Annotated in this window: 12 protein-coding genes and 1 tRNA gene; 7 read left to right on the top strand and 6 right to left on the bottom strand. The window is 67.3% G+C overall.

What is annotated here, in order from left to right:
• Window positions 1–131: 131 nt before the first annotated feature.
• Entirely contained in the window at window positions 132–959 is an 828-nt protein-coding gene (locus tag DBR10_RS15455; RefSeq protein WP_108504719.1) for a ferredoxin--NADP reductase, read from the bottom strand.
• A 270-nt stretch (window positions 960–1229) separates the two neighbouring features.
• Here DBR10_RS15455 and DBR10_RS15450 point away from each other — a divergent pair, with 270 nt between their 5' ends.
• From DBR10_RS15450 to nusG, 4 genes are all read left to right on the top strand, one after another.
• Complete coding sequence (locus DBR10_RS15450) at window positions 1230–1628, top strand: hypothetical protein (RefSeq protein WP_108504720.1); 399 nt, start codon at window positions 1230–1232, stop codon at window positions 1626–1628.
• A gap of 466 nt (window positions 1629–2094) precedes the next feature.
• A tRNA-Trp gene (locus DBR10_RS15440) sits at window positions 2095–2170 on the top strand.
• Window positions 2171–2234: 64 nt separating this feature from the next.
• A complete protein-coding gene (gene secE, locus DBR10_RS15435; protein WP_108556489.1) occupies window positions 2235–2549 on the top strand; it encodes a preprotein translocase subunit SecE in 315 nt (104 codons plus the stop codon).
• Window positions 2550–2559: 10 nt separating this feature from the next.
• Window positions 2560–3117 carry a transcription termination/antitermination protein NusG gene (nusG, locus tag DBR10_RS15430; RefSeq protein WP_108504722.1) on the top strand — a complete coding sequence of 186 codons (558 nt, stop codon included), beginning with the start codon at window positions 2560–2562 and terminating at the stop codon, window positions 3115–3117.
• Window positions 3118–3220: 103 nt separating this feature from the next.
• Here nusG and DBR10_RS15425 read toward each other — a convergent pair whose 3' ends face one another.
• A complete protein-coding gene (locus DBR10_RS15425) occupies window positions 3221–3679 on the bottom strand; it encodes a winged helix-turn-helix transcriptional regulator (protein ID WP_108556488.1) in 459 nt (152 codons plus the stop codon).
• Window positions 3680–3773: 94 nt separating this feature from the next.
• On the opposite strand from DBR10_RS15425, the gene DBR10_RS15420 reads away from it, so the two are divergent.
• Window positions 3774–4514 (top strand): SDR family NAD(P)-dependent oxidoreductase, encoded by a 741-nt coding sequence (locus tag DBR10_RS15420; RefSeq protein WP_108504724.1) that lies wholly within the window; start codon window positions 3774–3776, stop codon window positions 4512–4514.
• A 26-nt stretch (window positions 4515–4540) separates the two neighbouring features.
• The gene (locus DBR10_RS15415; protein WP_108556487.1) at window positions 4541–5158 is read left to right on the top strand and encodes a 2-hydroxychromene-2-carboxylate isomerase; all 618 of its coding nucleotides are present in this window, start codon (window positions 4541–4543) and stop codon (window positions 5156–5158) included.
• A 71-nt stretch (window positions 5159–5229) separates the two neighbouring features.
• Here DBR10_RS15415 and DBR10_RS15410 read toward each other — a convergent pair whose 3' ends face one another.
• Together DBR10_RS15410 and fdxA are read right to left on the bottom strand one after the other, a co-directional pair.
• A complete protein-coding gene (locus DBR10_RS15410) occupies window positions 5230–5742 on the bottom strand; it encodes a CarD family transcriptional regulator (protein ID WP_012288127.1) in 513 nt (170 codons plus the stop codon).
• A 292-nt stretch (window positions 5743–6034) separates the two neighbouring features.
• Window positions 6035–6376 carry a ferredoxin FdxA gene (gene fdxA / locus DBR10_RS15405; RefSeq protein WP_108504725.1) on the bottom strand — a complete coding sequence of 114 codons (342 nt, stop codon included), beginning with the start codon at window positions 6374–6376 and terminating at the stop codon, window positions 6035–6037.
• 367 nt (window positions 6377–6743) lie between these two features.
• On the opposite strand from fdxA, the gene DBR10_RS15400 reads away from it, so the two are divergent.
• Window positions 6744–8726, top strand: a complete 1983-nt coding sequence (locus tag DBR10_RS15400) for a putative bifunctional diguanylate cyclase/phosphodiesterase (RefSeq protein WP_369831678.1) — start codon at window positions 6744–6746, stop codon at window positions 8724–8726.
• Window positions 8727–8732: 6 nt separating this feature from the next.
• Here the strand turns inward: DBR10_RS15400 and DBR10_RS15395 are convergent, their stop codons facing one another.
• Both DBR10_RS15395 and DBR10_RS15390 read right to left on the bottom strand, forming a co-directional pair.
• A complete protein-coding gene (locus DBR10_RS15395; RefSeq protein ID WP_108504727.1) occupies window positions 8733–9014 on the bottom strand; it encodes an RNA-binding S4 domain-containing protein in 282 nt (93 codons plus the stop codon).
• Window positions 9011–11545, bottom strand: coding sequence for a helicase-related protein (locus tag DBR10_RS15390; protein WP_108504728.1), 2535 nt, complete (start codon window positions 11543–11545; stop codon window positions 9011–9013). The genes DBR10_RS15395 and DBR10_RS15390 overlap by 4 nt, the downstream gene beginning before the upstream one ends.
• Window positions 11546–11592: the final 47 nt, after the last annotated feature.

The following is an 11592-nucleotide window of genomic DNA, read 5'->3' as shown; positions in this document are numbered from 1 at the left end:
GTCCACCGCAAGGTCAGGAGGGGCGGCGTGCGCGCGCACGCCGCTGGCGTCTCATGTGCAGGCTGAAACAGGGGTTCCCGCCACAAGGGCGGGAATGACGACGGTGAGCGGTGGCCGCGAAATTCGCCGCCCTACCCGACGAACGCCCGCTCGATGACGAAGTCGCCGGGCTCGGCGTTGGAGCCTTCGGTCAGGCCCTGGGTTTCCAGCAGGGCGGCGGTGTCCTTGATCATGGCCATCGAGCCGCACAGCATGGCGCGGTCGTGCTCGGGATCGAAGGCGGTCTGGTCGAGGCCGAGGTCGCGGAAGATCTGGCCGCTGGCGATCAGGTCGGTGAAGCGGCCCTGGTGCGCGAACGGCTCGCGCGTGACGGTGGGATAGTAGGTCAGCTGGGCGCGGGCCTCGTCACCGACCAGCGGGTCCTCGAAAATCTCCGAGGTGAAGAAGTCGCGATAGGCCAGTTCGGCCACCTCGCGCACCCCGTGGGCGACGATCACCCGCTCGAAGCGGCTGTAGGCGTTGGGGTCGCGGGCTACCGACAGCCAGGGGGCCAGGCCCGTGCCGGTGCCGAACAGGAACAGGCGCTTGCCCGGACGCACCGCGTCGAGCACCAGGGTGCCGGTCGGCTTCTTGCCCAGCAGGATCTTGTCGCCGGGCTGGATCTTCTGCAGGCGTGAGGTCAAGGGGCCGTCGGGCACCTTGATCGAGAAGAATTCCAGCTCTTCGGCAAAGCTGGGCGAGCCGATCGAATAGGCCCGCAGGATTGGCTTCTTCTCGCCCAGCTCCTCGCGGGCGGGCAGACCGATCATCACGAACTCGCCCGAGCGGAAGCGGAAGCTGGCCGGCCGGGTGATGGCGAAGCTGAACAGGCGGTCGGTCCAGTGCCTGACCCACAGCACGGTTTCCACGTGGTGGGGCGAGTCCTTGATCGGAGCGGCGGGGGCGTCAGCGGCCGTCATCGGCAATGTTTCGGTCCTGGGGCGCGGGAGCGCGAAAAGGTCAATCCGGAGAGTGTCGCCACGGCCCTGAGGCGACAGGGGTTCATTTGAGGAGCAGGGCCGAGAAGTCAACTCAGCTCCTCTGAAGGCGCGAGGGGAAAATCTTTCGCGAGTGCGTCAGAATGCCATGCCGGTTATTCGAAACATGGCAAAAATGTGATTGCCGACCATCGTTACCGAGCGCAGACTCCACCTGCTTCGTTCGCGGAGCCAACGATACGGGAGGAACGTATGCGGAAGTGGTTCTTTGGGGCCGCCGCAGCGGCCGGTCTAGTGGCGTTTGGTTTGGCTGGTTGCGGTGACGGCGGGGCGAAGACGAAAGTCGCCCAGGCCCAGCAGGTTATAATTGAAGCAAAGTCGGTTGCGGCATCGGGCTGCGTGCGCCCGGTCGAGACGACCTCATGCATCGTCGTGAAGGGTCGCGGCGGCGGCTATTACGACATCAGCACGGCCTCGCCTGCGCCGGATCCGGCCAAGGGCGTGGCGATCTCGCTGCAGGGCAAGGACCTGGGGCGGAACACCGAATGCGGCCGCCAGCTGACGGACGTGAAGTGGTCCTATCTGAACATCCAGTGCGGGGCCCCCGCGACGACCGCCTCGCTCGACAAGGCCGAGAAGAAGGCCGAATAGGGCCTTGAAGTCAGGCCGGCCGGCGCGGCATCAGCCGTTCCGGCCGGTCCTGTCCTCACCCGACCCGGGATCTGTGCGGGTCTTGCCGGTTCGGCTCGACGGAGCCGCGCCCGGCGGTTCCGTGGCGGGACGGGGCGCGCCTTTGCCTCCGGATGGCGGGCGCAGATTCTCGTTCTCGACTTCCGGATTTGAGGCCCGCTCTCCGGCGGGCGGCGGCGACGTGGCATTGTGGGCGGAAGGGGGCGAAGGGCTCATTTCCCCTCAACGTGCCGGGGCCTTGTTCGATCCCGAGGCGCATAAACCTGTGCCGGCTTGCAAGAGTCTCCCGCGGGCGGCTTGCCCGCCACGGTCGACCCTGCTAAATGGCGCGGCTCTGGCGATTGGACCTGCGCACTGACAGCCCTTGAAGGCTTCCGGGGCGCTGCCATTTGTTCAGAGACCGCGACCCGCAAGGGTTATGGTCTGCAGGAGTGTAGCTCAGCTGGTAGAGCGTCGGTCTCCAAAACCGAAAGTCGTGGGTTCGAGTCCCCCCACTCCTGCCACTATATGTTTTCGACAGGCCCGGTCCGGGCCCTGTCGTTTTGGAAAGTCGTGAGCCTCAAGAGCATGGCCAGGAAACCGGGTTCGAGCCCGTCCGCGATCAAGAGCCGCGCCGCCAAGACGGCGGCAGCGCTCGCACCCGCCGGCGGCGCATCTGCTGCGGCCGCTGCCGCGCCGAAGAAGCGCACCAATCCCGTGCAGTTCTTCCGCGAAGTCCGCGCCGAAGCGCGCAAGATCACCTGGACTACCCGCAAGGAGACCTGGATCACCTCGGTGATGGTCTTCATGATGGTGGTTCTGGCCTCGGTCTTCTTCCTCGCCGTCGACGGCGGCCTCGGCTTCGCCGTGAACCAGCTTCTGAAGCTGGCCACCTCGGGATAAGATAGAGACGATGAGCACCGAAACCGCCTCGAACCCGAACCACAAGTGGTACATCGTCCACGCCTACTCGAATTTCGAGAAGAAGGTGGCCGAGAGCATTCGCGAGCAGGCCAAGAATCAGGGCCTCGAGGAAAACTTCTCCGAAATCCTGGTCCCGACCGAGGACGTCGTCGAAATCCGTCGTGGTCGCAAGGTCAATGCCGAGCGCAAGTTCTTCCCCGGCTACGTGCTGGTGAAGATGCACCTGTCGGATGAAGCCTATCACCTGATCAAGAACACCCCGAAGGTCACGGGCTTCCTGGGCAGCGCTTCCAAGCCGCAGCCGGTCTCCGAAAAGGAAGTCCAGCGCATCGTCGGGGCCATCGAAGAGGGCGTCGAGCGTCCCAAGACGGTGGTGCTGTACGAAATCGGCGAGAACGTCCGCGTCACCGACGGCCCGTTCGCCAGCTTCAACGGCTCGGTCGAGCAGGTCGACGAAGAGCGGGCCCGCCTGCGCGTCACCGTCTCGATCTTCGGTCGCGCCACCCCGGTGGAGCTGGAATACAGCCAGGTCGAAAAGATCACCTGATTTCAGCCTGACCCGTCAGAGCTTCGAAAACCCCGCACCGGCAACGGCGCGGGGTTTTTGCTGTCTGAGGATTGGCGGGTTTCGACCCGACCCACGCCTCGTTCTAGGGCTCAGCAAACCCCGGCCCGGCCCGAGTCTCGACCTCACGGGCGGTGACCACCTCGCCGCAGGCCGAGCAGGTCTGGACCGGATGGAAGTCGCAGCCGCAAGCCTTGTGCCGGCGCAGCAGGGGCGGGCCTTCGGGGCCGGCATAGTGGGTGTCGCCGAAATGGGCGACGGCCATGATCACCGGGTGCAGGTCCAGGCCCTTGGCGGTCAGCCGGTATTCGTGGCGGGGCGGATTGGCCTGATAGGCCTCGCGGCGCAGCACACCCTCTTGGACGAGAACCCGCAGCCGGTCGGTGACGATGCTGCGCGAGATGCCCAGGCGCGTCTGGAAAGCCTCGAACCGCCGTACGCCCAGGAAACAGTCGCGCAGGATCATCAGGGTCCAGCGGTCGCCGATCACCGCCAGGGTTCGCGAGACCGAGCAGGGCTGGGCCGAGAGATCATCCCATTTCATGGCGTCGCGGTCCTTTCGCGTCTGGCGACATTCTGCATTTGACTCGGTACAGATTCAATACGAACTTGATCGCAACGAGATCAGGGAGAGAGCGATGGCGACGACCGACAAGGGCGCGTGCCTGGTGGTGGGGGTCGGCGACGGGGTCGGTGGCGCGATTTCGCGGGCCTTCGTGGCCGAGGGCTATACCGTCTGCATGACCCGCCGGCCCCGGCATCTGGACCAGCTGGAAGCCCTGGCCGAGGCGATTCGCCAGGACGGTGGCCGGGCCCGGGCCTATGGCGTCGATGCCCGCCAGGAGGGCGAGATGGTCGCCCTGTTCGACCGCATCGAGGCCGAGGTCGGGCCGCTGGAGGTGGTGGTCTTCAATATCGGCGCGAACGTCCGCTTCGGCATCGTCGAGACCACGGCCCAGGTGTTTTCCAAGGTCTGGGAGATGGCCTGCTTCGCCGGCTTCCTGACCGGCCGCGAGGCGACGCGGGTCATGCGGCCGAGGGGCCGGGGCACGATCCTGTTCACCGGCGCCAGTGCCTCCCTGCGCGGCAAGGACGGCTTTGCCGCCTTTGCCTCGGCCAAGGCCGGCCTGCGGGCAATGGCCCAGAGCCTGGCCCGTGAAGTTGGCCCCCAGGGGCTGCACGTGGCCCATGTGGTCATTGACGGAGCCATCGACGGGGTCTTCACCCGCGCGATGCGGAGCGATGTCGAGGGCCTGCTGGCGCGCGACGAGATCCTCAAGCCCGAAGAGATCGCCGCCAACTATGTCTGGCTGCACAACCAGCCCCGCTCGGCCTGGACCCACGAGCTCGACCTGCGACCCCATTCTGAACCCTGGTAAGCGCCAGACCGGCTGAGGAGCCTCACATGACCCAAGCGACCGGCAAGACCGTCGAGTTCGTCTTCGATTTCGGCAGCCCCAACGCCTATCTGGTGTGGAAGCTGCTTCCGGCCCTGGCCGCCCGTCAGGGGGCGGAGGTCCGCATCGTGCCCTGCCTGCTGGGCGGCCTGTTCAAGCTGACCGGCAACCAGGCCCCGATGCTCGCGTTCGGCGGCATCAAGGGCAAGATGGAGTACGAGATGCTGGAGACCCGGCGCTTCATCGCGGCGCATGATCTTTCGGACTTCCGGTTCAATCCGCACTTTCCGGTCAACACCCTGATCCTGATGCGCGGCCTCGTCGCGGCCCGGCGGGCCGGGGTCGAGGCGGCCTATCTGGAGGCCATGCTGAAGGGCATGTGGGAGCAGGGGCTGAAGCTGGATGATCCTGCGGTGTTTGTGGCCACGGCCGAAGCGGCGGGTCTGGACGGGGCGGCGCTGCTGGCCGCAACCGGCGATCCGGAGGTCAAGGCCGAGCTGGTGGCCGGCACCGAGGCCGTGGCGGCCCGCGGGGCGTTCGGCATTCCCACCCTGTTCGTCGGCGACGAGATGTTCTTCGGCAAGGAGCGCCTCGGCCAGGTCGAGGCGGAACTGGCCCGGGGATAGGCGGCAAAGCAAAACGCCCCCCGCCAGAGGCGGAGGGCGTCTTGAACGTCAAAACCGCCGGAGCGGTCGACTCAGGCGGCTGCGGCGGTCTTGACCAGCGACTTGGTCAGGATGCCGATGGCGGCTTCGCGGTCGATGCGCTCGATGGCGGCAACTTCGCGGGCCATGCGGTCGAGGGCCGATTCATAGAGCTGACGCTCCGAATAGGACTGTTCCGGCTGGTTCTCGGCGCGGTGCAGGTCGCGAACGACCTCGGCGATCGAGATCAGGTCGCCCGAATTGATCTTGGCTTCGTATTCCTGGGCGCGGCGCGACCACATGGTGCGCTTGACGCGGGCGCGGCCCTTCAGGGTGGTCAGGGCCTGGGAGACGACATTGCCTTCGGCCAGGGGGCGCAGACCGGCGGTCTTGGCCTTCTTGGTCGGGACGCGCAGGGTCATTTTCTCGTGGTCGAAGGTGATGATGTAGACTTCGAGCGACATCCCGGCCACTTCCTGGGTCTCGACGCCCTGGATGCTGCCCACGCCGTGCGCGGGGTAAACGACGTGATCGCCGACCGAGAATTCCAGACCGCTCTTGCTCATGTTCGTCCTCATCAATGCGAGCCAGAAAAGGCCCGGAACACCGTCATTCCGCATCCGCCAAAGGCGACAGTCTCGCACTCGCGAAATCGATGTCGCGGCACCAGAACCGTCAGGATTTGGAATTAACCTTTAAGACACCCTTCGCCTTCGATCGGGCGCGCCGGTTGAACGGCTATCTCCAACGAGACGGACAGTCGCGATTGACCACAACCGTCACGTCGGCTGTGTCAATATCATAAAATTAAGCCCTATGAAAGGGTTGCGTCCGCGGGCGAGGCCCTGAAGGCCCCGATCAGGAGCCTTTGCCGGGCTTTTCGCTGAAGTATTTCTCGAACTTGCCGGTCTCGCGCTCGAACTCATCACGATCGGCCGGGGGCTCGCCCTTGACCGTAATGTTCGGCCACACCTTGGCGTAATCGGAATTGATCCGCAGCCACTTGCCGTCGGCCTCGTCCTCGGTGTCGGGCTTGATCGCGTCGACCGGGCACTCGGGTTCGCAGACGCCGCAGTCGATGCACTCGTCCGGATTGATGGCGAGGAAGTTCTCGCCCTCATAGAAGCAGTCGACCGGACACACTTCGACGCAGTCCATGTATTTGCAACGGATGCAGGCGTCGGTGACGATGTAGGTCATCGAGAACTCGGTTGGTGCTGACAGCGTTCGGCGCGGCGGTTTTCGAAGGCGCGGGCCGCCTTGTCAATGCGGCTTGAGGGTCGAAGGGCGCAGGAATTCTGTGCCCGGGGCCAGAGATCGCCGCCCCGGTCCCGGCGGCTCCCTGCCTGACGCTCGAATACCGCTGGTTTGCACACGTTTTCTTATCGAAAGGTCGGCATGCTGAGCATGAGGATTCGCTCAACGAAAACAAAGTCGGGAACCCGACCCTATGGTAAAATCGACCGCTCAGGCCAGGTGGTCGCTGCGCGCCGGATCCGGTCAGGGTCCGGCCGGTTCCGAACCGGCGGCAACGCGCGCAGCCCATTTTGCCGACTTTGTGCGACAGATGCCGTTCGCGGCAGCGTTGCTTGACACCGATCTCTGCCTGATGGCCGTGAGCCCGGCCTGGACGGCCGAGGCCCTCGCCCCTGAACTGAGGGCGGGAGACGATGCCCGCGAGGGCCTGGTGGGGCCCGAGGACGAGGTCAGCCTGCTGCGCTGTGTGCGCGATGGCGAGGCGTTTTCGCGCTACCTGCCCGTCCTGGATGCCACCGGGACGCAGCGCATCTGGCGCACGGAATTCACCGCCTGCCGGGAAAGCGCTCAGCCGCCGTTCGCGGTGATGGTCACGGCGCGCGACGTCACGGGCTATGCCGAGGCGACCTTGAGGGCCGAACGCGACCAGCAGCGGCTGCGCATGGCGCTGGAGATGGACAAGCTTCTGGTGCGGGAACTCGACCTCACCACGGGGGCCCTGACCTTTGTCGGCTCAACCCCCGAGCTCGAGGCGTTTTGCCGGTTCGAGAACGACCCGCTCGACATCGTCCATCCGGATGATCGCGACCGGATCGCCGCCGCCGTGGCGACGCGTCCGCTGGGCGAGACCGGCGTTTACGAGTTCAGGCTCAATCGCCCGGACGGGCAGGAAACCTGGGTGCGCTCGGCCAGCCGGACTGTCGCCGGCCCGAACGGCAAGCCCGAACGACTGGTCAACCTGTTCAAGGACATCACCGACCGCCGTCGCCAGATCGAGGCGGTCGAGAGCCTGGCTTTCCGCGACGCCCTGACCGGCCTGCCCAACCGCACCCTCTTCCAGCACCGTTTCCAGGAGGCGGTGACGGCCTCCGAGCGGATGGGCGAGATGTTCGGGCTGATCATGATCGACGTCGATCACTTCAAGGACATCAACGACACCCTGGGGCACGATGCGGGCGATGCCCTGCTCAAGCGCCTGGCCGACATGCTGCAGCACGCCTTCCGCAGCAATGACACGGTAGCGCGCCTGGGCGGCGACGAGTTCGCGGTCATCCTGCGCGGCCTGCACGGCGAGGCGGACATGCTGCGGCCGATCCAGGTGCTGCAGACCCTGCTTGAACGCCCGATCGAACATGCCGGCCGCAGCTTTACGATCAGCGCCAGCATCGGGGCGGCCCTGCATGGGGATCCCGACGCCGACCCCACGCACATGGTCAAGAACGCCGACATCGCCCTCTACCGGGCCAAGGACGAGGGCCGCAATCGCAGCGTCCTGTTCCAGCCCTCCATGCGCTCGGAGCTGGAGCAGCGCATCGAGCTGTTGCGCGACGTGCGCGCCGGGATCGAGGCCAAGGAGTTCGTCCTGTTCTATCAGCCGGTGGTCGATGTCCGGAGCGGTGGCGGCGTGGTCGGCTTCGAGGCCCTGATGCGCTGGGCCCACCCCGAGCAGGGGATCCTTGCGCCCTTCCGCTTCATGGCCGCCTTCGAAGACCAGGACCTGTCGCTGAAGCTGGGCGACGTGGCGCTGGAAACTGCGCTCTGCCAGATGCGGGCCTGGCTGGACGCCGGGGTCGAGTTCGGCCGGGTCGCCGTCAATATCTCGTCCGTGCAGTTCCGCAGTGGCCGCCTGGCCGAGGAAATCCAGGAGCGACTCGACCGCTGGGGCGTGCCCTGCGAGCGCCTGACCATCGAGGTCACCGAAAACGTCTATATGGGCTGGGGTACGGACATCGTCAGCAACACGGTGCGCAAACTGCATGATGCCGGGGTGATGATCGCGCTCGACGATTTCGGGACCGGCTATGCCAGCCTCGCCAATCTGCGGCAGTTCCCGATCGACCGCCTGAAGATCGACAAGTCCTTCGTGCAGAACACCGAGGACGAAGCCATCGTGAAGGCCGTCATCACCCTGGGCTCATCCATGGGCATGAAGGTGGTGGCCGAGGGCGTTGAGGACCAGGCCCAGCTCGATTCGCTGATGCAGCATGGCTGCGACCAGGTGCAGGGCTACCACTTCAGCCGCCCGATGCCGCCCACCGACGTGCCCGGCTTCCTGGCAGGGTTTACAGGGTAGGCGGGGCTACACCACGGGCTCGTAGAGCCCCTGCGCCTCTGACGCGGGACCGCGGCGCTCGCCCGCGGCCAGCATCCGCACCGCGATCAGCCGGCCGCCGAGGGCAAAGACCAGCACGTCGCCCGGCTTGAGGGTGCGCGAGGGCTTGTCGACGCGGCTTTCGGCCCCGGCCCGGGTCAGGCGGATGCGGCCCTCCTCGACGAAGCGCGCGGCCAGCGACCGGGTCTTGAAGAACCGGGCGCGCCATAGCCAGACATCGGCGCGGCAGGCGTCTTCAGCCTCGCTCAAGAGGCAGCGACCTTGCGGCGACGCGGACGCTTGCGGCGGGGCGGCGGCTCGGTGAGCCGGGCCAGGGCGGCGAAGGGCGAGTCTGGCCGCGCGGCGACCGGCTTGGGCTCCACCCGGGCAGCTCCCCGGCGCTTCCAGACGATCGGTGCATCGGACTTGGGGCGGATGGCCGGGGTGTAGTCGAGCGCGCGCAGCACGGCCGAGGCCTGTGGCGCGGTCCAGCCCAGGGTCTCCCGGGCCGCGTCGGTCAGGACCACCCCGCCGGGTCTCTGCTCGGCCCGCAGCAGCTCGTCCAGCCGTTCCAGGGTTTCCACCGGGACGGTGAAGCCGGCGACGGCTCTCAGGCCGCTGGCGGACAGGGCGCGGGCTTCAGGCACGGGCGAGGGCAGGGGGGCCAGACGGGCCAGGTCGCCCCGCCACGTGCCGGGGGCCAGGGCGCGGGCACAGGCAATGGCCTCAGCCCGCAGCACGGCCGGCAGGAACAGGCTGAAGGCTCCGATCCTGACGCCCAGGGCCTTGAGGGTCCGGCGCTCCGCCTGGGACAGGGCCTTGAGCTCGGGATCGAGCGGGCGGCGGTCCAGCACGCCGCCGGCTTCCAGAAGGCGGTGGGCCAGGCCGCGGGGCAGGCCCCGCAGGTCGCTGCCGGCCAGGGCTCGCTCCAGCTTGCGCAGCGGGGCCAGATGCCGGTCGACTTCTGAGGCGAGGAAGGCGTCCAGGCGACGCTCGGCCCGTTCGCGCACGGCCACCGGCCCAAGCTCGCCCAACAGACGGGCGCGGGGGGACAGCAAAGGGCCGCCGCTGCGGACAGCCCCGGCCGCCTCGCCGCGCCACAGGATCGCGCCGTCCGGGGTCAGGGCGAAGGCATCATCCGGCTCGGCGGCCAGGGCCCCCAGGCGCCGTGCGATCTCGGGCCCGACCGCCCGCACCGCTGCGTTGCGCAGCGCTTTCTCCTCGAGCGCGCTGGCGCCTTTTTCCGGCGTGAAGCTGACGCCCGCCAGATGGCCGACCACATGGCCCTCGACGGTCACCGCCCCGTCCGGGCCGACTCCCGCCAGCATGGTCTCGCGCTCGCCCAGCTGACGCATCAGCACGCTGGTGCGCCGGTCGATGAACCGGGCCATCAGCTTCTCATGCAGGGTGTCGCTGATCTTGTCTTCCAGCTGGCGGGTGCGCTCCTGCCAGTGGGCGGGATTGCCCAGCCAGTCGCCGCGATTGGCGATGTAGGACAGGGTCCGCACCCCCGACAGCCGGGCGGCCAGGCTGTCGATCTCGCCGTCCAGCCGGTCCAGCGCCTTGAACTGCATGTTGATCCAGTCCTCCGGCAGCCGCTTGCGGCCGGTGGTCAGGTCATCGAACAGGGTCTTGACCATCCGCTGGTGGTCATCCTCGGTGGTCTTGCGGAAGTCCGGCGTCTGGCAGACGTCCCACAGCCGCAACAGAGCCGAGCGGTCGGCCTTGCAGCGGGCCACGACGTCCTCGTGCTGGGACAGTTTGCGCAGGGTCCGCTCGTCCAGCGCTTCTTCCGACAGCGACAGGCCCTTGCGCGGCGGGGTCTCCGACAGCGAGCGCAGCAGCAGGGGCAGGGAGCCGAAGTCCAGCCGGGCGTTGCGCCATTCGGCCGCCAGGATCGGCTCGAACTGGTGGTTGACCACGCACTCAACGAGGTCCTCGTCCATCTCCTCGCAGTCGCCGGTGACGCCGAAGGTGCCGTCGCGGGTATAGCGCCCGGCGCGGCCGGCGATCTGGCCCACCTCCTGCGGATGCAGCCAGCGGGTCCGCTTGCCGTCGAACTTGCGCAGCCCGGCAAAGGCCACGTGGTCGACATCCATGTTCAGGCCCATGCCGATGGCGTCCGTCGCCACCAGGAAGTCGACCTCACCGGACTGGTAGAGGGCCACCTGGGCATTGCGCGTGCGCGGGCTCAAGCTGCCCATGACCACGGCCGCCCCGCCCCGCTGGCGTCGGATCAGCTCGGCGATGCCGTAGACCGCGTCGGTCGAGAAGGCGACGATCGCCGTGCGCCGGGGCAGGCGGGTCAGCTTCTTGGAGCCGGCATAGGACAGGTTGGAGAACCGCTCGCGGCTGACGATCTCGGCGTCCGGCAACAGGCGGCGAACCAGCGGGGCCATGGTGCCAGCACCCAGGAACATGGTCTCGAACCGGCCCCGGGCGTGCAGCAGGCGGTGGGTGAAGATGTGGCCACGCTCGGGGTCGGCGCACAGCTGGATCTCGTCGACGGCCAGGAACTCGACCTCGCGGGCCAGCGGCATGGCCTCGACGGTGCAGATAAAATAGGCGGCCCGCGGCGGGACAATCTTTTCCTCGCCGGTGATCAGGGCGACGCTGGCCTTGCCGCGCAGCTTGACGATCCGGTCATAGATCTCCCGGGCCAGCAGGCGCAGCGGCAGGCCGATCATGCCCGAGGCATGACCCAGCATCCGTTCGACGGCCAGGTGCGTCTTGCCGGTATTGGTCGGCCCAAGGACCGCGGTGAGCTTGGAAGGCGCAAGGCCTGCGGATCGGTCGCTCATGATGCTGTGAAGGTGGGGCGGGAATCGGGGTGAGGCAAGCGGCGGGG

Origin of the sequence: Caulobacter sp. HMWF025, from assembly GCF_003060965.1 — a bacterium.
Classification (GTDB): domain Bacteria; phylum Pseudomonadota; class Alphaproteobacteria; order Caulobacterales; family Caulobacteraceae; genus Caulobacter.
The sequence above is the reverse complement of the archived record's forward strand: the minus strand, read 5'-3'. Positions and strand labels throughout refer to the sequence as shown.